This window comes from Microlunatus sp. M237, assembly GCF_056896895.1.
In genome coordinates this window covers 670,795-694,771 of sequence record NZ_JBXHBL010000003.1, presented here as the reverse complement: position 1 = coordinate 694,771, position 23,977 = coordinate 670,795, and the positions used below count along the sequence as shown (strand labels likewise).

Sequence of the window (23,977 nt, the reverse complement as noted above, 5' to 3'; positions counted from 1 at the left end):
GATATGACAGAAGCAGTGATCGGCATGACCCCAGAGCTGCTGACGGCGGTGACGGCCGAGGTCCGCAGCGCTTTCGACGACGACCGGGTGGCGGACACCTTCGCCCGCATCATGCGGGAGAATCTGGCGTCGGTGGCTGAGCGGCTGGACGACGGCACCACCTTCGTCTTGACCGGTGACATTCCGGCGATGTGGCTGCGCGACTCCGCGGCCCAGGTACGGCCGTACCTGATCATGGCGGGCGAGGACCCGGCACTGGCCGAGCTGCTGGTCGGCATTCTGCGGCGGCAGCTGGAGTTTCTCGTCCTCGACCCGTATGCGAACGCCTTCAAGCGCGGGCCGGAACCGAGCTGGCACGCGGACGACCGGACCGAGCTGCGGCCGGAGATCTGGGAGCGCAAGTATGAGATCGACTCGCTGTGCTTCCCGATCGACCTCGGCTATCGGCTGTGGCAGATCACCGGCCGCAGCGATGTCATCGACAAACGGTTCACCGCCGCCGCGGAGGCGATCCTCGATCTGTGGGAGCTGGAGCAAGACCATGATCGTTCGACCTACCGGTTCGAGCGGTTCGACTGCCCGCCGACCGACACCTTGACCAACGACGGCCGCGGCGAGCCGGTGGGGCCGACCGGGATGAGCTGGAGCGGCTTCCGGCCGAGCGACGACGCCTGCCGCTACAACTACAACGTCCCGGGGAACATGTTCGCGCACGCGGCGCTGGGCCGGCTGGAGGAGCTGACCGTGGCAGGGCTGCTGCCCGACGCAATCGGGCGTCGGGCGCGCGACCTGCGCACCGCCATCGGCGAAGGCATCGAGACGTTCGGTCGGATCGTTCACCCGGAGGCCGGCGAGATCTATGCCTATGAGGTGGATGGGCTGGGCCACCAGCTGGTGATGGACGACGCCAATATGCCCAGCTTGTTGTCGGCGCCGCTGAGTGGGTATCTGTCGGCCGATGACCCGCGCTATCTCGCCACCCGAGCCGCGCTGTTGAGCAGCCGAAACCCGTACTACTACGTCGGTTCTGCTGCCGCCGGCATCGGCAGCCCGCATACGCCCGAGCGGTACGTCTGGCCGATCGCGCTGGCTGTCCAAGGCCTGACCAGTCTGGATATGGCGGAGAAGCGGCGCATCGTGGCACTGCTCTGCGACACCACCGGCGGTACGGGGCAGATGCACGAAGGCTTCGACTGCGATGATCCGTCGCGGTTCACCCGGGAGTGGTTCTCCTGGGCGAACGCGATGTTCTGCGAACTGGTGCTCGACGTGGCCGGCCGTCGCCTCGCGCGGGCCTAGTTCCCGGGCTCAGGTGCCGCAGAACGTCCGATAGGCCCCGAAGTCCTCGGGAGCGGGTGCGGCATAGCGCTCCAGGCCGGCGCGGCGCTCGTACGGGCGGCCGATCACCTCCAGCAGCTGCTGCAGCGGGCCGAGATCGTCGAAGGTGGCCGCGGTCAGGGCCTCCTCAACCAGGTGGTTGCGGGGGATGTAGACCGGATTGACCGCGTCCATGCTGTCGGCGTCCGGGTTGAGTGCGCGCCACCGCTCGGTCCAGGCGTCGAACGCCGCGGGATCGGTGAACACCCCACGCGTCGGACCGGCGTCGCCGCGAGCAGCAGCACTCAGGCCGCGGAAGAACGAGGTGTAGTCCACCCGGTCCTGGGCCAGCAGCTCGAGCAGCTCGTCGACGAGCGGGGCCGCCACCTCGGCGGGGGCATCGGCCAGCCCGATCTTGGTGCGCATCCCGGTCGACCACGCCGCGGCGTACTGCTCGGCGAATCCGCCGAGCGACGTGACGGCGATCTCGATCGCCTGCTCCTGCTCGTCGTGGAGAAGGGGCAGTAGTGCCTCGGCGAGCCGGGCCAGGTTCCACTGTGCGACGACCGGCTGGTTGCCGTATGCGTAGCGGCCGCCCTCATCGATCGAGCTGAAGACCGTGGCCGGGTCGAACGCGTCCAGGAACGCACAGGGTCCGTAGTCGATGGTCTCGCCGGAGATGGTCATGTTGTCGGTGTTCATCACGCCGTGGACGAACCCGACCTGCATCCACTGCGCCACCAGCGAGGCCTGGACGGCGATGACGGCCTCGAACAGCGCGACGTAGGGGTTGTCGGCGGAGGCGGCGTCGGGGTGGTGGCGGGCGATGGCGTGGTCGGCAAGTCGGCGGAGGAGGTCCACGTCACCGGTCAGGTGCGCGTACTGGAAGGTGCCCACCCGCAGGTGGCTGCTCGCCACCCGGGTCAGCACCGCGCCGGGCAGCAGTGTCTCGCGACGCACCGGATTCTGGGTCGCCGTCACGGCCAGCGAGCGGGTGGTCGGGATTCGCAGCGCGTGCATCGCCTCGCTGATGACGTACTCGCGCAGCATCGGCCCGACAGCGGCCAGTCCATCACCACCGCGCGCGAACGGCGTCCGACCGGAGCCTTTGAGATGGAGGTCGTGCACGATGCCCTGCGCGTCGACCAGCTCGCCCAGCAGCAGCGCCCGACCGTCGCCCAGCCGCGGCGAGAACCCGCCGAACTGGTGGCCGGCGTACGCCTGTGCCACCGGCAGAGCGCCATCGGGAACCTGGTTGCCGACCAGCAGACGTCGACCCTCGGGGCCGCGCAGCCAGTCGGGATCGATGCCCAGCTCGAGAGCGAGCGGCTCGTTGAGCACCAGCAGCTGTGGGTCGGCCACCTCTGCGGCCTGCCAGGGCACGGTCAGCTCAGACAGCTCGGAGGCGAAGCGAGCATCCAGATGCAGGGTCGGGCGAGAGTCGACAGTCACACCATCGAGCGTACGAGGGTGCGAAAACCGCGTACATCCGGCACCCAATGCCCACTCGATGCCTGGACAGATGACGTACGTCCTGGGCGTGCGGGGGTCAGCGCCCTGGCGGGAGCGCATCGCCAACGCTGGCACCATCGGTGTGGTCTTCGGTCAGCGCTCCCAGCTGTGGTACGACTCGCCGCTGCGCGACTCGTTCTCTACATGATCGGGAGGTAGCGCCGCAGAAGGGGAGAAGCGAGCGAGGCACGACGTCTCAACACGCGTAGGTGAGACTGTCGAAGTAGGCCGTCAATCTCGATGGCGTCGGGCGTGAGAGATCAACCTCGAACTCGTAGTACCGAGTAACCAGGTCCTCGACGTCGGAGCAGTAGTCGACGAAAGCCCGTGCAACTGGCTCAACTGCCGACGTTTCGACACGATCGGACGCGGCTCTAATCCCCAGCCACTCGGCAGCCGAGACGACCTCGTCCAGGTCCGCGACTTCGCTGAGCCGAACGGTGTGGTCCACCAAGAACTCGTATCCGAAGGCTATCCACGTTTCGACGCCGGCCGCGGTCGACAACGTCAGGTGGGACGCGTGGACTAGGCGCCGTGGTTGGCCGACAGTCAGACCACACTCCTCGCGAATCTCGCGGATAGCCGCCGCGACGGGCGTCTCACCGGGCTCGACCTTCCCGCCTGGTGGGGTCCACTGAGGACCGCTCGGTGATGAGTTCTCAACCACCACCACGGAATCACCACAGCGCACGAAGCCTGAGACGGCCAGTCGCACACCGCGCACGTCCACGTAGGTGCTCCTTCGATCCGTCGGAGGGCTTGTCGCGATGGTACGCCGCCGTCGGTCTCTGCGCTGGTGGCTGGTTCCGGCGGATCCGAACGGCGTGGTGCTCAGTCAAAGGATTATCGGTAGTACGGGGGCGGCACCTGGGGATCGGCACGGACTGTGTCCAGGTGTGGTCCCGCCAGCGGTTTGTCCGGGGTGTTGGCGTCGGCGCCGACGCCGGCCCAGTGCGGATCGACGTCCTTGGTGATGCACCAGGCGCGATCGGCAGGCCAGAGGAAGGCAGGCTCTGGCATGGCCTGCCCGGAGTCCTCTCGCCAGGTTCTGTCGGCGGCTCCGGTGATGAAGTCCGGCAGCGCGAGTCGGAACAGGTAGTAGGACCGGTGCGGGAGGGCGAACTGCGTACTCTGCAGCGCTGGACCCGGAAAGGCGTCATGACCCCAGCCGTCCCAGATGAGGAGATATGCGTCATTGGGCGTGCTGGTGTGTCGTGCGAGCACGGCGGCGGCCGTCTGGAGCCGGTCGATGTCCGACGGTGCATCCGGCGCTTTGCGGACATCGTTCTCCGACTGTCCTGGGTAGGCCGGGTCGGGCAGGAACCTCAGTCGCGCATACGCGGGAAAGCCCGATGGGCCGATGGTCACGAGCTGGCGCCAGGGACACCCGCTAGTGGAGATCCAGTGTGCCGGCGACAGATCGGTGGCAGGAGTGAGAGTCATTGGTTCATGATCGAGCGCCGGTCGGCGCGATCGGAATCACGGATGCATCCGGGTGAGCCCTTGGCGGGTGTCGTCGAGATCGGCGTGCATCGCTGCCACGGCCCCTTCCTCGTCCCGCTCGGCAATGCGGTTGCGTAGTTCGGCATGGCGCTCGATCGCCCGGTCAACATCACCACCGTCGTCGACGTACGCAGCCCAGACAGCGAGCCGCGACTCCATCAGCAGGGGACTGAGTCCGTCCAGCACCAGTCCGAAGAGCGGGTTCGCCGCGTAGGCGATGGCTCGGTGGAAGTCGACGTCGACAGCGAGCATGGCGGCGTCGTCGCCAGCGGTCCGCATCCCGTGCAGGAGATCAGAGAGTCGGGCAATGTCGCTCAACGTCGCATGTCGTGCCGCCATCCGCGCTGAGCCGACCTCGAGCACCTCGCGGAAGTCCTGGAGCTGGTCGAACGAGATGTCCTCGACAACCATCCGCGACTGAAAGAGCTGCAGGAGGTGGTCACCACCGGGCACCGCAACTGTTCCCTCCCGTCCTTGCTGTCGGCGCAGGAGGCCACGACCGGTCAACTCGGCGAGCGCCTCACGCACCACCGTCCGCGAGACGTTGAAGCGCGAAGCCAGCTCGGCGGTCGGCGGGATCGAATCGCCCTCGGTCAGGCCCTCCTCCCGAAGCAGCTCTTGGAGCTGGCGGGAGACGACGTCGGTCAGCGGGACGCGGGCTCCGCGGCCTTTGGCGGTGTTCTCGGTCATATTCAGCACTCTAGTACTACAAGTTGCGACCAAGAATGGGAGCCATAGACCAGCTTCACCGGAAAGTGTCGGGATTTCGAATTTTGCTTGACATACAAGTCGGGGCAGGTGTTGACTCCTTTCAACGACGTCGACGAGGTCCGCGGACCTGAACCGACAGCGCTTTCGCCTCACAAGAAGCACGCAGATCCCCATTACAGAACAGATCGCTGCTGCACACCCACGCCCTGGAGAGGCCCATCTCTGTGATCATTGAGACCGTTGACTTCTACTACTTGTCGATGCCCCGGGTGCTTGACGTGGGGGACGGCAGCCAGGACGTCCTCCTGGTCAGACTCCGCGGAGGCGAGTGGGAGGGCTGGGGGGAATGTGAGGCGTCACCGCTGGTCTCCATCGCCAGTCTGATCGCCCCGATGTCCCACAGCGCCTGCAAACCGGTGATTGACTCCGTGCTCGGTCAACGGCTGGACTCCGTCGCGGACATCATCCGGATCGGGGCACTGGTCCGCGCCAACTCCTACGATCAGCTGCAGGCCGCACACACGCTGTCCGGCATTGACATCGCCATGTGGGACCTGTTGGGCAAGCGGTTCGAGGCGCCGGTGTACGAGCTGCTCGGATTCGATGTGGCACACCCCAAGACTCCGTACGCCTCGGTTCTCTTCGGCGACACCCCAGACGAGACCTATGCGCGGGCTGCGTCAGCCGCGGGCGCCGGCTACCGAGCCGTCAAGTTCGGCTGGCAGGGCTTCGGTCTGGGCGACGTCGCCTCGGACGCCGCCCAACTGGCGGCTGCACGCGAGGGCATCGGCGCCGAGGCAGACCTGCTGGTCGACGCAGCGATGGCCTGGGGCTCAGACGCCGAGCAGGCCATCCGGCGTGTGCAGTTTCTCCAGGAGTTTCGCGTCTTGTTTCTCGAGGAGCCGTTCGTCCCCGGCGCCGACGCCGCCTATCGGCAGCTGCGGGCCTCCTCGGGCAGCGTCTCACTCGCCGGCGGGGAAGGGTGCCATACCGTCGAGATGGCGCTGAACATGATGGAACACGCCCTGATCGACTTCGTCCAGATCGATACCGGGCGTATCGGTGGAATCTCCCCGGCGAAAGAAATTGCCGACGCCGCCGCGCGGAATGGCTGCACCTATCTCAACCACACCTTCACGTCGCATCTCGCACTCAATGCCTCCATTCAACCGTTCGCCGGCTACGCAAAGTCGGCCATGTGCGAATATCCCGTCGAGCCGAAGGCAGTCTCATTCGACCTGACGGAGAATCACCTGGAGCGGGGTCCCGACGGACTAATCCGATTGCCGGAGGCGCCAGGGCTGGGCATGACCATCCGGCACGACACCATCCGCGACTATCTCGTGGACGTCGACATCACCGTCGGCGGTCGGACCCTGTACCGCACACCGGTGATCGACTTCGCGGCGGACCACGGAGGAGCCCGATGAGACTGCTGGCTATTGGTGCGCATCCCGACGACGTCGACATTCTGTGCGGGGGAACCCTCGCGCTGTACGCCAAGGCAGGGCACGAGGTCACCGTAGCCATCGCCACCAACGGAAACGTGGGGTCGACAACGTTGACGTCGGACGAGATCGCGGCCGTGCGCCACCAAGAGGCCCTCAACTCCTGTGCAGTGATCGGGGCCCAGCTGATCTGGATGGACTTCGACGACGAATGGCTCTTCGACGACCGACCCACTCGAACGCGGTTCATCGAGGCCTATCGCGAGGCCAGACCCGATATCGTGCTCGCCCACAGCACGGCCGACTATCACCCTGACCATCGCATCGCTGGGCAGGTCGCGGCGGACGCGCAGATTCCCGCCGCGGTCCGGCTGGTCACGACGACCAGGCCAGCGCTCGAGCAGATTCCCAAGCTGTACACGATGGACACGATTGGTCAGATCAGTTCCGAACCCGACGTGTTCGTCGACATCACTTCGGTGATCGACACCAAGACGGCCATGTTGACGTCACACCGCAGCCAGAAGGACTGGCTGTCACACATCTTCGACATGAGCTACGTCGAGTTCATGCGGTCCCAGGCGGCACAGCGCGGGCGTGAGCTCGGCGTGGAGTTCGCCGAGGCATTCCGCGAAGTCCCCACCTACCCCCCGTCTCGCCCCGACTTGCCGCCACTCGGCGTCGTCAACGTCTGAAGTCCGCACGCAGCTCGTCCCACCTACGTCCACCAATGTTTGAGGAGCAGACATGACCATCACTCGAAGGACCCTGATCGGCGGCACCCTCGGAATGGCGGCCACAGCTGCCCTCAGCGCCTGCAGCGGTGACGAACCGACTGCCACTCAGACCGGTGGCGAGGCCTCCGGATCGATCCGATTCTCCATCTGGTTCGGCGAAGGCGACATCGACGTATGGAAGGCGGTCATCGCCGGCTTCCAGAAGGCCAACCCCGGCGTCACCGTGAAGTTCGAGCCGCAGGAGTATGCGAGCTTCTGGACGAAGCTGAACACCCAGTTCGCCGGCAACTCCGCACCCGATGTCATCGGCATGCAGTTCCAGCAAGGCAGCCTCGGACCTGCCGGTCAGCTGGCCCCTTTGGACGAGGCGATGAGCGCCGATCTGCCGAAGATGCCCGAGACGCTGGTAAAGATCGGACAGGCCAGCAAGGACGGCTCCACCGTGCAGTACGCGCTGCCGTGGCGGTTCGTCGGCAGCTCCCTCTACGGCAACCTCACTGAGCTCGAGAAGGCCGGGATCTCGATCCCCGACGGCGGTTGGACGGTGGACGACTTCGTCGCGGCCGCCAAAGAGCTGACTCAGGGAACATCGTTCGGAACCATGATTCCCGGCGGTGGCGCCCAGGTGGCCATCGCCTCAGGCTTCGGCGCCGCACCGGTCTCCGAGGACGGCAAGACGGCAACCTTCAACACTCCCGAGATGTTGGCCACCAAGTCGTTCTTCCGAGATCTGATCCACGTCCACAAAGTGGCCCCTCAGCCGACGAAGGTGTCCTCACAGAAGGACCCGTTCGCCACCGGACTGGTGCGGATGACGTTCCAGGGCAGCTGGATGACGCCGGTCTATCGCAATATCAAGAACTTCGACTGGGACATTCTGCCGAACCCATCCGGCCAACAGCCGGCGATGAACTACGCCGGGCCGGACATGATCTCGGTCTACGCCAAGAGCAAGAATCCGGTCGCCGCGATGAAGTTTGTGCAGTACGCCGTGTTCGACCGCGCCGCCCAGGAGCTGATCGGCAAGACCGGCGCCCCGGTCCTCACCGACTACCTGAACGACGAGGCCCGGATCAAGGCCGAAGCGGCGTTGAAGCCGTCGCAGTACAGCTACTTCGTCAAGGAGGCTTCCGAACGCGGGCAGGGCTGGGGGTTTGTGCCCAAGTTCGCTGACATCGGCAAGCTCGAAGGTGATGCCGACTACGAGATCATGTCCAAGCCGGACTCTGACATCGAGGGAATTCTCGCCCAGCTCAACGCCAAGGTCCAAGCAGCGCTGGACAGTACCCGCTGATGACCACGACAGCCCAGGTCGGCGGAGAGCTCCGTCACCAGCGGGTGACCCCGGGTGCCAAGCTCTGGTTGCCGGCGTTGTTGCTGCCGATCTCCATTGGTCTGGGTCTTGTCTACTACTCAGCCGTCCAAGGGCTCGCGCTCGGCTTCACCGACTGGAACTTGATCTCCCCGGCGCGGTGGGTCGGTGTCGACAACTTCGTCACCATCGTGCACGACCCACGATTCTGGCAGTCGATTCGCAACACGTTCGTCATCGTCGCGCTGACCATCCCGGCCAAGCTTGTCTTCGGTCTCGGGCTGGCGATCGTGCTGCAGCAAGTCACCCGCGGCAGCAGCTTCTTCCGGCTCGCCTTGTTCTTTCCGACCAGCTGCTCCGTGGTTGCCGTGGCCTTCCTGTGGACGTACCTCTACGACGCAGACGGACTGTTCAACAAGGTACTCATCAGTGTGGGGATGGAGCCGGTGGAGTGGATGTCTCCGGATCGAGCCCTGTTGTCGATCTCGACGATGATCGTCTGGGGCAGCGTCGGGTACGTCACCCTGCTGTTCCTGGCCGGGCTGCAGTCGATCCCCCAGGAGTACTACGACGCCAGCGTCGTAGACGGGGCCTCAGGATGGCAGCAGTTCCGACACATCACGCTGCCGTTGCTGACACCCACCACCTTCTTCGTCGTGGTGACCGCCATGATCACCGCTTTCCAGACCTTCGGCGAGGTGTATGTCCTGTCCGGTCCGATGGACTCGACATTGACGATCATGGGCTATATCTACGAGCGCGCGTTCACCAGCTTCGAGATGGGCTACTCCGCGGCACTGTCGGGATTCCTCATCGTTATCATCCTCGCGGTCACTGTCGTGCAGTTGAGGCTGCAGAAGCGCTGGGTCAACTATGACATCTGAGACGGTCGGGCGGACTGTAGTGCTTCCGCCGGTGCAGCCAGGGTCGGCGCCGAGCCGCCCGTCACCCCGCGGGCGCGCCAGTGCGGGCAGGCCGCTCGCCTACGCAATCGTGATCATCGCCACTGTGATCATCCTGGGACCGTTCGTGCTGACTCTGCTGGCCTCCTTGCGGCCCAACGAGGAATACATCACCTCGGCGTCGCTGTGGCCCTCGGAGTGGACGTTGGCGAACTACGTCAGCGTCTTCACCGAGATACCCATGGGCCGGATGATCTACAACGGTCTGTTCATCGCCGTGCTCGCCACCATCGGCAACCTGGCGGCAAGCCTGGTCGCCGCCTTCTGCCTGGCCAAGCTTCGCTTCCCCGGCCGGAGCCAGCTCTTCGGGATCACGTTGTTCACCATGCTGATCCCGGGTGCAGTCACGCTCATCCCGCTCTACACCATCATTCGCGCCGTCGGGCTGGTCGACAGCCCGTGGGCCCTGATTGTGCCGTTCTGGACAGGCAGTGCGTTCTCGGTCTTCTTTCTGCGGCAGCACATGCTGGGAATCCCGCACGAGATGTACGAGGCTGCCGTTCTCGACGGTTGCTCCATCCCGGGCACGATCTTCCGGATCTTCCTGCCGTCTCTGCGCGGACCGCTGAGCATCTTGGCGATCTTGAACTTCCTAGCGTCCTGGAACGATCTGCTGGGACCGCTGGTGTACCTCAACTCCCCAGAAAAGATGACCCCCACCGTCGGCCTCACCTACTTCCAGGGCCAGTACACCACCAACTTCCCGGTGGTCTTGGCCGGTGCGCTCGTGATCCTCGTGCCCACCACCATCATCTTCTTGATCTTCAACCGTCACCTCCGCCAAGGCATGCTCATGAGCGGACTCAAATGAGAGAGGCATTCCCTGTCATGTTCGAACTGAGCGTCATCACCTGTCATCCCGGCGCCACCGTGGTGGTTCACTCTGCCGACCACGAGGTCGGTGGACAGGAGACCACCGAGCGCGGCACCCAGCGACTCCGGATTCGCTGGGCCGAGCGGCCGATGACCCCGGTCCGCGTCCAAGTCGGGAAGGAGTCGTTCTCCTTCCGCGCCGACGAAGTGACGCGTGCCTACCCGATCATCGTTTCTGCCCTCGAGGTGGCGGTCACCACCAGCGACGACCTGCGCGACTACGCCGATGTTGTGGCTGAGACCGGGCGCCGCAGCGGGCAGCGCGCACTCGAGGTGATCGACCGGGAGCCGGAGTTCAGCTACGCCGAGGCGGCGGCTCGCAGTCGGCAGCTGAAGAGCCCAACCTGGCTGGGCCTCGGACGCGACCTGCGCACGTTCGGGATCAGCCCTCATGGCGTCGGCGCCGGTAGTGGGCCGGAACGGATGTGGGACTGGATCGCGCCGCAATGGCACGGTGAGGGGGTAGCGCTGGCCGAGTCGGGCGATGTCCCGGTCCGCTACCAGTTCATGGTCGGCCGTGGGATCGGCCCTCATGACAACGTCAGCCGTCGGCTCGAGTCGGGGACGCTGCCGATCCTGGGCATCACAGTCAGAGACGGCGGCATCCTTTACGAGCAGACAGCATTCGTCACGTTGGAGCGCAGCCCGCTCGAGGCTGAGAGCAACACGGGCAGCAGCTATCTCGTCGCCGACGGACACAGCGCCGGGCACATGTTCACGCCGGACCAGCAGGCCGAGTTCGAACGGCTGGACGCGGAGCGGGCACCGGCCGAGGAGACAGTCCTGTTCCTGCGAGTCAAGGCGACCAACACCGACGTGGTCCCACGCTTCGCCTTCGTCAAGGTGCCCGAGCCCTTCGCTGGCGACCATCACGCCGCCGTTGCGTCCCGATACGATCCCGCTGAAGGGACCGCTGAGCTCGGCGACGACAGGGTGTTCTGCACCGCCACGATGGACGGTGCTCCGATGCCACACGCTGAGACGTCTCACCTCGTCCAGCCGGGCCAGACCGTCGTCTTCGACGTGCGCGTACCCCACCGGCCGATCGCGACGGCGCGCGCGGTGGCCCTGCGAGACCGCTCGACGTCGGAGGCCCTTGAACAGTGTCGCGATTTCTGGCAGCGCAAACTGGATGCCGCCGCGACGATCTCTGTGCCCGAACGCCGAATCTCCGAGATGGTGGCTGCGGGACAGCTTCACCTGGACCTGGTCACCTATGGAGACGAGCCCGGCGGGACGTTGGCCCCGACGATCGGTGTGTATGCCCCGATCGGGTCCGAGAGCGCGCCGATCATCCAGTTCTACGACTCCAGCGGCTGCCACGACCTGGCCCGGCGATCGCTGCAGTACTTCTTGGACAAGCAGCACGACGACGGCTTCATGCAGAATTTCGGCGGCTACATGCTGGAGACCGAGGCCGCGCTCTGGTCGTTCGGCGAGCATTACCGCTACACCCGCGACGACGACTGGGTGCGCTCGATTCTGCCGGGCATCGACAAGGCGGTCGGTTACATCGTGGCCAACCGGCGACGCCAGCTCGAGGCCGGCGACGATCCGTACGGGCTGATCATCGGGAAGACGGCCGATCCCGAGGACCCCTTCGCCGCCTTCATGCTCAACGGCTACGCCTATCTGGGACTGTCCCGCGCGGCTGAGATGGTGCGAGAGGTCGACCCGGAGCGATCGAAGGCGTGGACGGTGGAGGCAGAGACGCTGCGTGCCGATATTCGGGCTGCTTTCCAGCAGTCGGTCGGGGAGTCTCCGGTCGTCCCCTTGGGCGACGGTCAGTGGGTGCGCACCGCCCCGCCGTGGCCCGGACAACCCGGCCCGTTGGCGCTCGACGACAGCGACGAGCGCTGGTTCACCCATGGGGCGGCGATGGTCCGCGATTCGCTGATCGGCCCGCTCTGGCTGATCGTCCAGGAAGTGCTTGATCCCCAGGAAGCGCTCAGCGACGACTTGCTGGACTACCACGCCGAGATCTTCCACCAGGACAACACCGCGTTCAGTCAGCCGTACTACAGCCCGCATCTCCTGGCTCATCTGCGTCGCGGTGAGGTGAAGCGGTTCCTGGCGCCCTACTACACGATGCTCGCCTCGCTGGCGGACCCGGAGACGTACTCGTTCTGGGAGCACTACTTCCACGCCAGCCCGCACAAGACCCACGAGGAGGCGTGGTTCTTGATGCAGACACGATGGATGCTCTATCTCGAGGACGGCGACCAATTACGGCTGTTGCCCGGGATTCCCCGGGTCTGGTTGGACTCCGGCGAGCGCATTCATCTGGCGGGCGTACGAACGTACTTCGGCGCTGTGGATCTGGACGTGACTGTGTCAGCCGACGGCAACCGGATCAGCGCGGAAGCGGTGTGCGCGCCGGACCGAGCGCCGGCGAGTGTCGCGCTACGGCTGCCCCATCCCTCGGGCCGCAGGGCCGTCAGCTGGTCCACCGGCGAGTACATGCCCGACACCGAGACCATCGTCGTCCAACCGCGGGACGGGCACGTCAGTGTGGAGCTGAGATTTTGAGAGGGAAGCGGCAGTGCTGACCGCCGTGGTGACCGGCGGCGGGAGCGGTCTGGGTGCCGCATCCGCCACGCGGCTCCGTGCCGATGGGGTCCGGGTGATCACGGTCGACCTCGCCGGACAGGTTGACCTGCACCTGGACGTCTGCGACGAGGTCGCCGTCCAAGCGGCGGCGGACCGGTTCGGACCGATCGACATCCTGATCAACTCGGCGGGTGTCGTCGGCCCGAACCGGCCGCTGCTGGAGACGACATCAGCAGACTGGCGGCAGACCTTCGAGGTCAATGTCCTCGGGACCGTGGCCATGATCCGTGCATTCGCCCCGGGATGGTCGACCGAGGCTGGGGTCGGATTGTGAACTTCGCCAGCATGGCCGGCCACTAGCGGCGTGATCGTCAACGCCATTGCCCCCGCAGTGATCGCCACACCGATGAACGACAGCACCTCGCCAGAGGTACTCGCCCACATCACGAGCCTGATCCCGATGAAGCGCGTCGGCCGGCCGGCGGAGGTGGCAGAGCTGGTCGCCTGGCTTGCTTCCGACAAGATCAGCTTCTCCACCGGCGCGGTTCACGACATCAGCGGCGGCCGTGCCACGTACTGAACTGCAGCGGCCGCCGCTCGGGAACCCTGCTTCGGCGCAACGATCAACTAGCCGGCGTTGGTGCGAAGGGGATTAGTCGCCCGGATGGACCGTGAAGTTGTAGCAGTCGCCGCTGGGCGGGGTCGCCCGGTTGCGGGTCCAACAGACATTGATGCGTGCACTCTTGAATTTGCCGATGTCCCAGATCCCACGGTCCTGGACATCAGCGCCGGACAAGGCGATGGAGCCCCGTCCGTCAGGCTGGCAGTAGGTGTAGTAACCCGAGGAGGGGAAACGCTTCTCCACCTGGGAACCCTTATTCTGCCACTTGTCGCCGACGTAGGTGGTGACTCGGAGATGGGCACACGACTTCTTCGGTCCCCGCAGATAGAGGCGGGTCGAGAAGCTGGCGCGCTGGTCGCGGTTCGCTCGACTGGTGTCCTGCCACTGCCAGCTGAACGTGCCTTTGAGATACGCCCGATTTGAAGCCGTGCTCCGGTCAAGGTTGTCACTATCGAAGGGCGCATCCCACGAGGTGGCTGCGGACGCGGGCGTGGCCAGACCGATCATCATCAGCAGGGCAACCGGGACTGCCAGGAGGAGTCGTGCTGCGGTTCGAAACATCGCTGTCCTTTCGTACGGGAGAAGTCAGCGCACGCTAGCAGTGAGAGGGTCAACCAGACGGAGGAGGTGATCTTGCAGCCCCGAAACCGGATCAATCTGCCCAGCACCGCCATGGCGTGAAGGGACAAAGCCTCGTATCTGCTGCTGATCATGCTGCTCGTGTGGCGATGACTGCGGCACGGTTGGCCGACCGCCGTCAGGAACTGAAACCGAGCGCCGTCGTCGGGGCCGGTTCTGTTCTGCTCTCGATCCCGACCTATGCCATGGTCGTACTCGCCAGCCGGTGAGCGGTTGCCCTCTCGAGGGGGTACCAGTCCGCGGCAGTGTCGGTGATCAAGACCACGGTGGGGATCCAGTCCTGGCGGACTCCAACGAGAATGGGCTCCCGCCCCGTAGGGTGATCCGCGTGAGCCAAGTAACCCATGTCGTTCTCGTGTCGTGGAAGCCCGGACAGGCTGTGACGGCAGAGCAGTCCGTGGCCCCCGCCATCCGCGCCTTCGCTGAGTCCATCCCGGGCATCGTCACGATCGTCGAGGGCAGGTCGACGAGTCCGGAAGGTTTGGAAGACGGGCTGGACTACGGGTTCGTGATCACCTTCGAGACGCCGGATGCCCGAGATGCCTACCTGGTGGACCCGACCCACCGTGTGGTGGCGGACATGATCAAAGACAACGCCGAGCGCGTCGTCGTCTTCGACATCTGAGGACCCGCCTGCAGTGCCTCAGGAGTGTTCGACCGCTGCAGCCTCCACCGGCAACGCCGTGACGAACCTTTCCAGGAACGCGTCGAATCCCGCCACGTCGGCCGGATCCGGCTGGACCGTCTCGAGCTGAGTGTTGGCGAACACCTCGTCGTTGAGAAAGTCGGCGAGGCTCTGGCCAGCCGCATGTGCAGGGAGGTACGCGGCGAGGACAGCGATGCCCCATGCGCCACCTTCGGCGGCGATGTCGCCCACAGACACCGGGGTGTCGATGGCAGCGGCCAGGAACTGCTGTCCGACACCCTTGGTCTTGAAAAGGCCACCGTGGGCGAACATGGTGTCCAGCCGTACGTCCTCGGCCTTCTGCAGGACGTCCATGCCGATCCGCAGCGTGGCCAGCGACGAGAACAGCTGCGCACGCATGAAGGTGCCCAGGTTCAGCGTGCTGTCGGGGGAGCGCAGGAACAGGGGCCGACCTTCCTCCATCTCCGTGATCGGCTCGCCGGAGAGATAGTTGTAGGCAATCAGACCGCCACAGTCCGGAGCTCCGGTCAAGGCGGACCGGAACAGCGTCTCGAAGATCACCGAGGTGTCGGTGGCGGCACCGAGCGCGGCGGCGAACTCCCCGAACAGACTGACCCACGCGTTCAGCTCACTGGCCCCGTTGTTGCAGTGGACCATCGCGACCAGGTCGCCGGCCGGGGTGGTGACCAGGTCGAGCTCTTTGTGGGCCCGGCTGAGCGGCTCCTCGAGCACGACCATGGCGAAGATGCTGGTGCCGGCGCTCACGTTGCCGGTCCGTGGAGCAACGGAGTTGGTGGCGACCATGCCGGTGCCGGCATCGCCCTCCGGCGGGCACATCGGCACCCCCGGCTGCAGACCCCCGGTCGGGTCCAACAGGGCCGCGCCGCGAGCCGTGAGCTCGCCCGCCGCCTCACCGGCCGTACGGATCCCCGGCAGCAGGTCAACCAGGGTGACTGTGGCGCCGCGCTCGGCGGCGAGCTCGTCGAACTGGGCGAGCATGCGGGAGTCGTAGTCACCGGCGGTGACGTCGATCGGGAACATGCCGCTGGCGTCGCCGACCCCGAGCACCTGCTGTCCCGTCAGCTGCCAGTGGACGTAGCCGGCGAGGGTCGTCAGCTGGGCGATGTTACCGACATGGTCCTCACCGTCGAGGATCGCCTGGTAGAGATGCGCCACACTCCAGCGATGGGGGATGTTGTAGCCGAAGCGCTCGCTCAGGATCTCCGAGGCCGGGCCGGTGTTGGTGTTGCGCCAGGTGCGGAACGGGGTGAGCAGCTCCCCGTCGGCGTCGAAGGCCAGATAACCATGCATCATGGCCGACACCCCCAGCGCGCCGACCGAGGTCAGCTCCACGTCGTAACGCTGCCGTACATCGGCCACGAGGGCGGCGTAACACTCCTGGAGCCCGGTCCAGACGGCGTCGAGGGAGTACGTCCACCGCCGGTCGACGAACTGGTTCTCCCAGTCGTGGTTGCCGGCCGCGATCGGTGTGTGGTCGGGACCGGTGAGCACCGCCTTGATCCGGGTCGAGCCAAGCTCGATCCCCAAAGAGGTACGGCTGTCCACGATGGCTTGGCGCATGTCGATCGGCATGGCTAGAAGGTACTAGGCGCGGCGACCGTCGGCGCAGGCGGCAACGGCAGCCCGCAGCTCGGCCGCCGTGGCGCCCCACGAGGTCGGGCACACTGGCAACCGTGGCAGATCACAACGCGGGCGCGACGCCGGCCGAGCTCAGGGCCCGGAGCCGCCGGCTGTCCTACGTGCTCCGACACGACCCGGCCAGCATCGGTATCACCCTGGACGCGGCCGGCTGGGTGGCGGTGGAGGACCTGATCCAGGGCCTGGCCGCCGCGGAGGTCCCGCTGACCCGAGCCGAGCTCGATCAGCTCGTCGTCTCCTCCGACAAGCAGCGATTCGCCTTCGACCCGTCTCGGCGGAGGATCCGCGCAAGTCAGGGTCACTCGGTCCCGATCGACCTTGAGCTCGACGAGGCCGTGCCGCCGATAAAGCTGTTCCACGGCACCGTGGCGCGATTCCTGCCTGACATTCAGATCAGCGGCCTGACCCGCCAGTCCCGCCACCACGTACACCTCTCGCCGGACGTGGAGACGGCCGGTCCGTGGGGGCGCGCCGTGGGTCGCCACGTGTCTTGGTCGTCGCGGCGCAGCGGATGGCAGCGGACGGACACCGGTTCTTCCTCTCGGCGAACGGGGTCTGGCTGACCGCGTCCGTACCGCCCCGATATCTGAGTGAGCTCGGCTGAGACTCCGGCCTTCCTACGTCCCAGGTCAGGCGTCAGGCTGGCTGGTGAGCAGTTCGATCTGAGCCAGGCAGCCACCGGTCAACGCAGTGAACCGGAACCGTTCGGCGGCGATCGGCGTTGCTGGCTGGAAGGGACGGGTCTGCCGGTGCCAACGGAAGGACTCGTCCGCTCGCTGATCGACGAGTCGCCAGCTGACGCCGTCGAACGCCTCCAGCTGCCAACCACTGATGGCGTCCTCGGCCGAGGCAGTGATGGTGTAGAGCTCGACCGTGCGTGCAGCGTCGCCGGACAGCTCCGTCGTCCATCCGGGTGTGACGGTCACCGACTGGTCGCTGCGATCGGCGACCAGCACAGCGCCGGCCCTGTCGATCTCGGTGCCGGTGGTGAGGTCGCGCCACGGCCGGGGAGGCTCACCCGATGTGCACAGCGAAGGCGGCAGGTCGTCGGCCCCGGCGCCCCAGCTGCCGGGTTCGGTGCCAAGCTCGACGTCGAGGACGACTCCGCGTCGCAGCACCTCGATCGGGATCCAGGTGGCCGTCCACGACTCGCCATTGACCCGAACGCGATGGATGTAGCACGCGTCCGGGGTGCTCCGGTGGGCATTCACCCTGAGCTCGGCACCGTCCTCGAAGGCGATGGTCATCGCGTCGAACCGGGGCGCCGTGATCACATAGTGCCCGGAGCCCGGGGTCAGCGGGTAGAGCCCCAGCGCAGCGAAGACCCACCAGGCCGACATCTCGCCGTTGTCCTCATCGCCCGGATAACCTTGCCCGATCTCAGACCCGAGGAACAGTCGATCGACGCACTCGCGCAGCACCCGCTGGGCCTTGGCGGGAACCCCTGCGTGGTAGTACATGTACGGGATGTGGTGCGCCGGCTGATTGGACAGCCCGAGCATGCCGAGGCGCACGTTGCGGGCCTCGGTCATCTCGTGGATGGCGTGGCTGTAGGTGCCCTTGAACTCCGCTCGACCGGTCTCCGGCTCGGCGAAGAACGCGTCGAGGGCTGCCTCGAGGTCGGCCTGACCGCCGTACAACGCGGCGAGTCCCTGGCCGTCGTGGGTGACGCTGAACCGCATCCCCCAGGCGTTGGTCTCGGTGTAGTCACCACCCCACACCCGCGGGTCGAACCGGTCGGCGTCGAATCGGAACTTCCCGTCCGGTCGGACCCCGGCGAAGAACTGGGTGGTCGGGTCGAAGTGGTTCGCGTACTGCTGCGCCCGGCCGGTGAAGTAGGCGCTGGCGGCGGCGAGCTCGCCGGCCCGTTCATGATCAGGTTCGCGCTCCAGCAGCAGCCCGGCCAGTCGGGCGATCCCGTAGTCGTTGAGGGCGTTGTCGATGGCCCAGGAGAGGCCTTCGTCGGTGTCGGTGTCGGTCACCCCGGTGAACACGCCAACGTCCAGACCCTTGCGGCCGACGTTCGGGTTCGAGGCCGGGACCGTGGCGTTGCGGACCGCCGAGTCGAAGGCCGACCATAGGTCGAACCCGTCGACGCCGGCGGCCAGCAGGTCGGCGAAGATGATGTCGGAGCTGGTGCCGACCATGCAGTCGCTGTAGCCGGGCGATGACCACCGTGGCGTCCACCCGGAGTCACGGTAGTGCTGGACGAACCCGTCGGCCAGCGCAGCGGTCCGCGTCGGCGTGAGCAGACCGAGCAGCGGCCAGGCCGTCCGGTAGGTGTCCCAGAACCCGTTGTTCACCGAGATCTCGCCATCCACGACCGCTGCGCCGGTGCGCTCGTCGGTGTGCGCAGAGATCAACGGGGACAGGAAGCTCGCGTACTGCAGCCGCGGCTGCTCTCGCGTTCCGGTGTTCTCGGCGGCGTCGTTGGGATAGCTGAACAGCCGGTACAGGTTGGAATACAGCGTGACCAGCTGGTCGTCGGTGGCGCCTTCGACCCGAACCCGGCCGAGCAGAGTGTCCCAGGTCTGTTTGGACCGTTGCACGATCGTGTCGAAGTCGGCGTCGCCGATCTCCAGCTCGACGTTGCGGCGTGCCTGCTCCAGCGAGATGAACGAGGTGCCCACGGTGATCGTCACGCGGCCCTGTTCCGGTCCTGCGTCCAGGTCAGGACGGGCCCAGCAGGCCATCCGGGGTCGATCGCCGTCGTCGAACCGACCGTGGTCGGTGATAGCGGTGTCGGTTCGGGCCCAGACGAACATCCGCAGCTGGTCCTCGCCCCGAGAAGAGGGACCGTCGGTGAAGCCCGTGAGGACGCCGCGCTGCTGCTCGTCGACGCTCCACCTCAGCTGCCCGTGGTCTCCGACTCCGTCGGCGATGATCGTGCCGCCCTCGGGCAGGGTCAGCCGGAGCAGCATGGTGTGGCTGGTGGTGGTGAGCTCGGCGGTGGAGCCGTCCTCGAAGTCCACCCGATAGAGGTGCGGGTGGGCGACCTCGTCGGCGTGGGTGAAGCGCCGGGCGCGGGCCTGCCGGTCGAGTTTCGGCTCGGCGGCGCCGGCCATCAGCTGGACGACGCTGCGGTCGGCCATCCACGGGCTGGCGATATGGCTGACCGCGAACGCCTGGAGGGCGGACACACCAGGGGCCACGTCGTGGGCGCTCCAGGCGTACGGCCAGCGGTTGGTGCCGGCGTCGGTGACCGGAATCGCGAATGCGGCGCCGTGCGGGACGGTGGTCAGCGGCGCGTTGTTGCCGCGGGAGAACCGGTGGCTGGCATGAGTGCCACGGGTGGTCTGCACCCACTCCGCGGGACTCTTCGGCGCGGTCGGGGCACCGGTGACGATCTCCAGTCCGTCCACCCATCCGGTCGCTGGTCGGTCGTCACTGGTGGAGAGGGCCGGGTCGACGACGATCTCGGCGGCAACGACGCGGCGTCCGGCCAGGCTGCTCAGGTCGACCTGCTTGGCGGTCCACTGGTCGGCGACGACCGTCTTGGATGCGGTCTGAGCGGCGATCTCGCACCGCACGCCGTGGTGATCGACCACCGCGTGGTCAGAGAGGCGGCTGCCGTCGTCGAGCACCAGGTCGACAGTGGCGGCGGTGGCTCCCCAGCCACCGCCCGGGTCGGCGGCGTTGCCGCCGAACTCCGCGTAGAGGGCGTACCGCAGCGTGCTGCCGGGCCCGAGGGGCACATCCAGGTCGGTCAACCTGCCCCGCAGCGGCGTGCTGGCGCCGCTCGCGTCACGGTGCAGGGCGTACTGCCAGGGGGAGCCGGTGTAGAGCCCAGAGCGGGCGCGGGAGCTGAGCGGGTCCTGCGGTCCTTCGCCCAACTCGACGGCCAGTGAGTATCCCGGCACGGGCTAGCTCCAGTCGGGGACGGCCGGACCATCGCCGAAGTCGGGGATCGGAAGGCGGGCGCCGTCCTGGCGGGCGGAGTCCAGGGCGACGATCCCGGGCAGGGTGAACCGGGCGGCACGCCAGGCGTTCACCGGCGGCTGGGTCTTCGTGGTCACGGCCCGAACGAAGTCATCCGCCAGGAAGTGGTGGCTGCCCTCATGCCCGTTGTGCGCGCCCTCGAACTCTCGGGGCAGCCGCGAGCGGTCCTGCACCGGCGCAGTGCCCGAGGCGAAGCTCTGCATCAGGGCCGGGTCGACGTCGCCGAAACCTTCGGGCAGCTCACCCTTGCCGGTGTAGAACAGGTGGCTGATGTCGCGGGTCTCGCCCTTGGCGTAGTCGGCACCTTCGGTCTTCACGCTCAGCGTGGCCCCATGACCGGACTGCTCGAAGACCTGCTCGGTGCCATAGAACCGGAATCGCGACTCGTGTCCCTTCCAGTAGCCGACCCGGCGGAACTCGTTGGTCCGCATCGCGCCGCCGTCGGCGAGGGCGAACAGGGCGCTCATGTTGGAGAAGTCGTTGCCCCACAACGAGACGTCCTTGTCGAACACGCCGTCACCGCGCGAGTCGGGGATGCCAACGCAGGACACCGACGTCGCGTAGGTCGGCAGAGCGCCGAGGACGCCGCCAATGGCGTGGGTCGGGTAGAGCATCGGCGGAAACGAGGCCGTCCGCTTCCAGTCGTCGCCGCCACTGAACTGGTACGCGGCGTAGAACCCGTTGTCCATGTCGTGGATGTAATCGCCCTCGGAATAGAAGACCCGGCCGAAGTCGCCGGCGGCGATCTGTTCGCGGGCGTAGACGACGGCGGGGTTGTAGTAGCTGGTCTCGCCCATCATGTAGATCAGCCCGGTGCGCTCGACCTCGGCGACGATGGCAGCGATCTCGTCCACGGTGAGCGCCATCGGTACGGCGGAGTACGCGTGCTTGCCCGCCCTGAGCGCTGCGAGCACCAGTTCGGCATGGTTCCAACGCTGGGTGAACACCGCGACGGCGTCGACGTCGGACGCGATCAGCTCCTCAGCGTTGGCGAAGGCACCCGCGAGGCCGTACCGCTCGACGTGTTCGGCGGCCCGCTCACCGACGATGTCTGTGACCCAGACCTCCTCGACGTCTGGGTGCAACTGCCACAAGCTGATGAAACTGCGGGCGAACTGGCCGGTCCCGATGACACCGATCTTCATTTCACGCTCTCCTTAAGTCGGGAAGCAATATAGCGAAGCCAGTGGGCCCCCACGTCGGGCTCGCCGCTTCGGATTGGGACCGCCGCCGATAATCACCGGGGCGCTCGGCTGTGCAGGCCCCTTGGGTGGTTGCCTGGTGAAGGGGCGACAGCGGTCAGGTCGGCCAGTGGAAGGCGACGGTGCCGACCCCGAGAGCGATCAGGGCGAACCGGGCGGCGCGTCCGAGGGCGACCGCGGCGGCGAACCAGCCGACTCGCATGGTGGTGGCACCGGCGAGCAGCGCGACGGGGTACAGCGGCGGCAGCCCGATCGTTGCGGCGAGCAGCACCACGGGGACACCCCAGCGCCGGGTTCCGAGCAGGCTCAGCAGCCGCGCGGACAGCCGGGTCAGCCGAGACGGCGGCTTCGTCCGGGCGGGGCGGGGCGGGCGGCGACGCAACTGCAGTCTGCGGAGGTGGGTACCGCGGCGGGCGGCCAGAAACAGCGCCACCTTTCCGGCCGTCTGACCGACGGCGACACCGATAGCTGCCGGCCCGGCAAGGTGTGCCGCTTGCGCGGCGGCCACGTAAACCTCCGCATTCGCAATCGGCACCACCGCCGACAGCAGGCCGTAGCCGATCGAGGTGAGGCAGAACCACCAGAAGTCGGCGGTCACGGCACCAGTTCGCCGACCGGCGCCGGGGACAGCAGTGCCGGGTCGACCGGCAGGCGGCGTAGGCGGATCAGGCTGTAGACCTTCAACAGCAGGAACGCGCCAGCGACGCAGGCTCCTACGGCCGCTGATCCAGTGAGCGCGGTTGCCAGGACCACCGAGGAGGTGTTCAGCGCCTTCGCCGGCGGTGACCAGTTGAGCAGGTACAGCTGCCGGTCCACCAGGGTGAAATAGTTCGGAGACAGCAGCGGCCAGCGGAGAAAACCGAGGGACAGCAGCAGGTCGACGACCACGAACTGGACGAGGAAGATCATCACCGGCAGCGCGGTCCAGGGGGCTACGACCACGAGGGCGACTGCGACTGCCACCGAGCACAGCCGGTCACAGACGATGTCGGCGACCGCTCCTCGGCGGGTCTCTTGATCGAACCGGCGTGCGCACCAACCATCGGTGATGTCGCCCACCCAGTAGATCGCGTAGCCGACGACGACCGGAGCAGTGACTCGACGTAGAAGGCCCCGGCTGCGGCGATGAGGGCAACGACGGTCCGCGCGACGGTGACCCGGGTGGCGATGGTGTCCCATTTCTCCCGGGTCGGATCTGCGTATCCATGCGGACGGCCGGCGGCGTCTGACATCGGTGCCTCTGAAGTCATGTCTCCACCTTGGCCATCGGGCGGGCGAGCGTACATGCAGACGACAGCCCGAAGTCGGGTGGGGATAGCCCTACTGCGACGGTGAGGTCAGAACAGCTGCTCCTGAACGGCGACAGCTGCGGAGTGGTAGTCGCCGGGGACGATCCGGGCGCCCTTGAGCTGGCCGAGGTCGACCACGAAGCGGGGGGCGTCGGTCTCGTTGTCGGTTCGGGCCAGTGCGGCGGGGCCGCAGCACGCGTCGATGTGGAGCCGGTGCTGACCGTCGAGCAGCGAGTGGGGGTACTCCAGCCAGGACCCGTTGGGCGGAGAGATCAGCGCCGCCGCTTCAGCAGGCGGGTGCCACTCTTCGCTGACTGGGGCGACGGCGCGCCCCCATGGTCGATGGGCGAGCAGGTCAGCCACCTGGGCGACGACACTGCGGTGAGCGTCCTCGACCTGGCGGCGTGACGCGGGGCGGGTCAGCGCGCCCACCTTTGCGCTGCGTCGCCGCAGCTGCGACAGGCCGAGCTCAGCGGTGATGGTGTCTTCGGCCGTGCGGACAATCTGACCGTTGGCGGCCCGGGCTACGTAGCTCGCGGCGACGGCCCCCTGCTCGTCGATGCGGGTCTGCTTACGGCGGTCGGCGGCGGTGCCGACCTTGCTGACCCCATCCGCGAAGGTGGCCACATACAGCCAGTGCGGTTGGGCCAGGTAGGCGGCGAGGGCGTCGGGGACGAATCCGCCGCGGTGCACCTGATGAGAGAGTCGGAACTCGTCCCGCAGGGCGCAGTCATCGCACTGGCTGCCGACGCTGGCCAGTGCGGTGTCGGGACAGGGGAGACGTCCGGGAGTTCGTGAGGTGTGCCGCCCGATGCAGAAGCGGCCCGGAGTGCCGGCCCGGAACGACAGGGTATGGCCGGTCAAGGCGACGCGGGCCGGGCTGGCGGTGGCGACCTCGATGAGGTCCAACGCCGCTGACCCGCTCGACCAGTAGACACCGAGGCTCAGGTACTCAACGTCCTGACGCCACGGCTGCTGCTCGCTCACCCTCATCCACTCTGCCTGTTCGCAGGATGATGTTGACACGTCCGTGTAATCAGCCAGCTCATTGGGGTT

The 23,977-nt window shown here is 66.7% G+C and carries 20 protein-coding genes and 2 pseudogenes; 11 read left to right on the top strand and 11 right to left on the bottom strand.

The window, feature by feature from the left end:
- The first annotated feature begins 3 nt into the window (after positions 1 to 3).
- Positions 4 to 1,299 (top strand): glycoside hydrolase family 125 protein, encoded by a 1,296-nt coding sequence (locus tag AC1XX3_RS14315; RefSeq protein WP_483321807.1) that lies wholly within the window; start codon positions 4 to 6, stop codon positions 1,297 to 1,299.
- A 9-nt stretch (positions 1,300 to 1,308) separates the two neighbouring features.
- Here AC1XX3_RS14315 and AC1XX3_RS14310 read toward each other — a convergent pair whose 3' ends face one another.
- Entirely contained in the window at positions 1,309 to 2,769 is a 1,461-nt protein-coding gene (locus AC1XX3_RS14310) for a protein adenylyltransferase SelO (RefSeq protein WP_483321806.1), read from the bottom strand.
- Between the two features lie 70 nt (positions 2,770 to 2,839).
- On the opposite strand from AC1XX3_RS14310, the gene AC1XX3_RS14305 reads away from it, so the two are divergent.
- Entirely contained in the window at positions 2,840 to 2,977 is a 138-nt protein-coding gene (locus AC1XX3_RS14305) for a hypothetical protein (protein ID WP_483321805.1), read from the top strand.
- Between the two features lie 48 nt (positions 2,978 to 3,025).
- Here AC1XX3_RS14305 and AC1XX3_RS14300 read toward each other — a convergent pair whose 3' ends face one another.
- The 3 genes from AC1XX3_RS14300 to AC1XX3_RS14290 all read right to left on the bottom strand — a co-directional run bounded on the left by AC1XX3_RS14300 (position 3,026) and on the right by AC1XX3_RS14290 (position 5,022).
- Complete coding sequence (locus AC1XX3_RS14300; protein WP_483321804.1) at positions 3,026 to 3,559, bottom strand: NUDIX hydrolase; 534 nt, start codon at positions 3,557 to 3,559, stop codon at positions 3,026 to 3,028.
- A 113-nt stretch (positions 3,560 to 3,672) separates the two neighbouring features.
- Positions 3,673 to 4,272 carry a hypothetical protein gene (locus AC1XX3_RS14295; RefSeq protein WP_483321803.1) on the bottom strand — a complete coding sequence of 200 codons (600 nt, stop codon included), beginning with the start codon at positions 4,270 to 4,272 and terminating at the stop codon, positions 3,673 to 3,675.
- Positions 4,273 to 4,308: 36 nt separating this feature from the next.
- Positions 4,309 to 5,022, bottom strand: coding sequence for a FadR/GntR family transcriptional regulator (locus AC1XX3_RS14290; protein ID WP_483321802.1), 714 nt, complete (start codon positions 5,020 to 5,022; stop codon positions 4,309 to 4,311).
- Positions 5,023 to 5,267: 245 nt separating this feature from the next.
- On the opposite strand from AC1XX3_RS14290, the gene AC1XX3_RS14285 reads away from it, so the two are divergent.
- From AC1XX3_RS14285 to AC1XX3_RS14255, 7 genes and pseudogenes are all read left to right on the top strand, one after another.
- Positions 5,268 to 6,473 carry a mandelate racemase/muconate lactonizing enzyme family protein gene (locus tag AC1XX3_RS14285; protein WP_483321801.1) on the top strand — a complete coding sequence of 402 codons (1,206 nt, stop codon included), beginning with the start codon at positions 5,268 to 5,270 and terminating at the stop codon, positions 6,471 to 6,473.
- Positions 6,470 to 7,186 (top strand): PIG-L deacetylase family protein, encoded by a 717-nt coding sequence (locus tag AC1XX3_RS14280; RefSeq protein WP_483321800.1) that lies wholly within the window; start codon positions 6,470 to 6,472, stop codon positions 7,184 to 7,186. The genes AC1XX3_RS14285 and AC1XX3_RS14280 overlap by 4 nt, the downstream gene beginning before the upstream one ends.
- 52 nt (positions 7,187 to 7,238) lie before the next feature.
- Positions 7,239 to 8,522: an ABC transporter substrate-binding protein gene (locus tag AC1XX3_RS14275; protein ID WP_483321799.1), complete on the top strand. Its 1,284-nt coding sequence runs from the start codon at positions 7,239 to 7,241 to the stop codon at positions 8,520 to 8,522.
- On the top strand, positions 8,522 to 9,424 hold the full coding sequence (locus tag AC1XX3_RS14270) for a carbohydrate ABC transporter permease (RefSeq protein WP_483321798.1): 903 nt from the start codon (positions 8,522 to 8,524) through the stop codon (positions 9,422 to 9,424). The genes AC1XX3_RS14275 and AC1XX3_RS14270 overlap by 1 nt, the downstream gene beginning before the upstream one ends.
- A 109-nt stretch (positions 9,425 to 9,533) precedes the next feature.
- Entirely contained in the window at positions 9,534 to 10,313 is a 780-nt protein-coding gene (locus AC1XX3_RS14265; RefSeq protein ID WP_483321797.1) for a carbohydrate ABC transporter permease, read from the top strand.
- 17 nt (positions 10,314 to 10,330) lie between these two features.
- Positions 10,331 to 12,904 carry a glucosidase family protein gene (locus AC1XX3_RS14260; protein ID WP_483321796.1) on the top strand — a complete coding sequence of 858 codons (2,574 nt, stop codon included), beginning with the start codon at positions 10,331 to 10,333 and terminating at the stop codon, positions 12,902 to 12,904.
- 13 nt (positions 12,905 to 12,917) lie between these two features.
- Positions 12,918 to 13,505 (top strand): annotated as a pseudogene (locus AC1XX3_RS14255) (SDR family NAD(P)-dependent oxidoreductase).
- 72 nt (positions 13,506 to 13,577) lie between these two features.
- On the opposite strand, the gene AC1XX3_RS14250 reads toward AC1XX3_RS14255, so the two are convergent.
- Positions 13,578 to 14,108, bottom strand: a complete 531-nt coding sequence (locus tag AC1XX3_RS14250; protein WP_483321795.1) for a hypothetical protein — start codon at positions 14,106 to 14,108, stop codon at positions 13,578 to 13,580.
- Between the two features lie 406 nt (positions 14,109 to 14,514).
- Here AC1XX3_RS14250 and AC1XX3_RS14245 point away from each other — a divergent pair, with 406 nt between their 5' ends.
- Positions 14,515 to 14,811: a Dabb family protein gene (locus AC1XX3_RS14245; RefSeq protein ID WP_483321794.1), complete on the top strand. Its 297-nt coding sequence runs from the start codon at positions 14,515 to 14,517 to the stop codon at positions 14,809 to 14,811.
- 18 nt (positions 14,812 to 14,829) lie between these two features.
- Here AC1XX3_RS14245 and AC1XX3_RS14240 read toward each other — a convergent pair whose 3' ends face one another.
- Positions 14,830 to 16,425, bottom strand: a complete 1,596-nt coding sequence (locus tag AC1XX3_RS14240; RefSeq protein ID WP_483321793.1) for a xylulokinase — start codon at positions 16,423 to 16,425, stop codon at positions 14,830 to 14,832.
- 101 nt (positions 16,426 to 16,526) lie between these two features.
- Between AC1XX3_RS14240 and AC1XX3_RS14235 the strand changes: the two are divergent.
- Positions 16,527 to 17,095: pseudogene (locus AC1XX3_RS14235) on the top strand (RNA 2'-phosphotransferase).
- 25 nt (positions 17,096 to 17,120) lie between these two features.
- On the opposite strand, the gene AC1XX3_RS14230 reads toward AC1XX3_RS14235, so the two are convergent.
- The 5 genes from AC1XX3_RS14230 to AC1XX3_RS14210 form a co-directional block, all read right to left on the bottom strand.
- A complete protein-coding gene (locus AC1XX3_RS14230) occupies positions 17,121 to 20,351 on the bottom strand; it encodes a GH92 family glycosyl hydrolase (RefSeq protein ID WP_483321792.1) in 3,231 nt (1,076 codons plus the stop codon).
- Positions 20,352 to 20,354: 3 nt separating this feature from the next.
- The gene (locus AC1XX3_RS14225) at positions 20,355 to 21,575 is read right to left on the bottom strand and encodes a Gfo/Idh/MocA family protein (protein WP_483321791.1); all 1,221 of its coding nucleotides are present in this window, start codon (positions 21,573 to 21,575) and stop codon (positions 20,355 to 20,357) included.
- A gap of 154 nt (positions 21,576 to 21,729) precedes the next feature.
- On the bottom strand, positions 21,730 to 22,230 hold the full coding sequence (locus AC1XX3_RS14220; protein WP_483321790.1) for a hypothetical protein: 501 nt from the start codon (positions 22,228 to 22,230) through the stop codon (positions 21,730 to 21,732).
- Complete coding sequence (locus AC1XX3_RS14215; RefSeq protein ID WP_483321789.1) at positions 22,227 to 22,811, bottom strand: CDP-alcohol phosphatidyltransferase family protein; 585 nt, start codon at positions 22,809 to 22,811, stop codon at positions 22,227 to 22,229. The genes AC1XX3_RS14220 and AC1XX3_RS14215 overlap by 4 nt, the downstream gene beginning before the upstream one ends.
- A 158-nt stretch (positions 22,812 to 22,969) precedes the next feature.
- On the bottom strand, positions 22,970 to 23,908 hold the full coding sequence (locus AC1XX3_RS14210; RefSeq protein ID WP_483321788.1) for a DUF2797 domain-containing protein: 939 nt from the start codon (positions 23,906 to 23,908) through the stop codon (positions 22,970 to 22,972).
- Positions 23,909 to 23,977 lie beyond the last annotated feature (69 nt).

Excerpts from the sequence above, each read along its gene's own strand:
- AC1XX3_RS14275 (WP_483321799.1), top strand. The coding sequence starts at position 7,239 with ATGACCATCACTCGAAGGACCCTGATCGGCGGCACCCTCGGAATGGCG.
- AC1XX3_RS14260 (WP_483321796.1), top strand. The coding sequence starts at position 10,331 with ATGTTCGAACTGAGCGTCATCACCTGTCATCCCGGCGCCACCGTGGTG.
- AC1XX3_RS14305 (WP_483321805.1), top strand. The coding sequence starts at position 2,840 with ATGACGTACGTCCTGGGCGTGCGGGGGTCAGCGCCCTGGCGGGAGCGC.
- AC1XX3_RS14270 (WP_483321798.1), top strand. The coding sequence starts at position 8,522 with ATGACCACGACAGCCCAGGTCGGCGGAGAGCTCCGTCACCAGCGGGTG.
- AC1XX3_RS14250 (WP_483321795.1), bottom strand. The coding sequence starts at position 14,108 with ATGTTTCGAACCGCAGCACGACTCCTCCTGGCAGTCCCGGTTGCCCTG.
- AC1XX3_RS14280 (WP_483321800.1), top strand. The coding sequence starts at position 6,470 with ATGAGACTGCTGGCTATTGGTGCGCATCCCGACGACGTCGACATTCTG.
- AC1XX3_RS14295 (WP_483321803.1), bottom strand. The coding sequence starts at position 4,272 with ATGACTCTCACTCCTGCCACCGATCTGTCGCCGGCACACTGGATCTCC.
- AC1XX3_RS14225 (WP_483321791.1), bottom strand. The coding sequence starts at position 21,575 with ATGAAGATCGGTGTCATCGGGACCGGCCAGTTCGCCCGCAGTTTCATC.
- AC1XX3_RS14315 (WP_483321807.1), top strand. The coding sequence starts at position 4 with ATGACAGAAGCAGTGATCGGCATGACCCCAGAGCTGCTGACGGCGGTG.
- AC1XX3_RS14290 (WP_483321802.1), bottom strand. The coding sequence starts at position 5,022 with ATGACCGAGAACACCGCCAAAGGCCGCGGAGCCCGCGTCCCGCTGACC.
- AC1XX3_RS14215 (WP_483321789.1), bottom strand. The coding sequence starts at position 22,811 with ATGGGACACCATCGCCACCCGGGTCACCGTCGCGCGGACCGTCGTTGC.
- AC1XX3_RS14240 (WP_483321793.1), bottom strand. The coding sequence starts at position 16,425 with ATGCCGATCGACATGCGCCAAGCCATCGTGGACAGCCGTACCTCTTTG.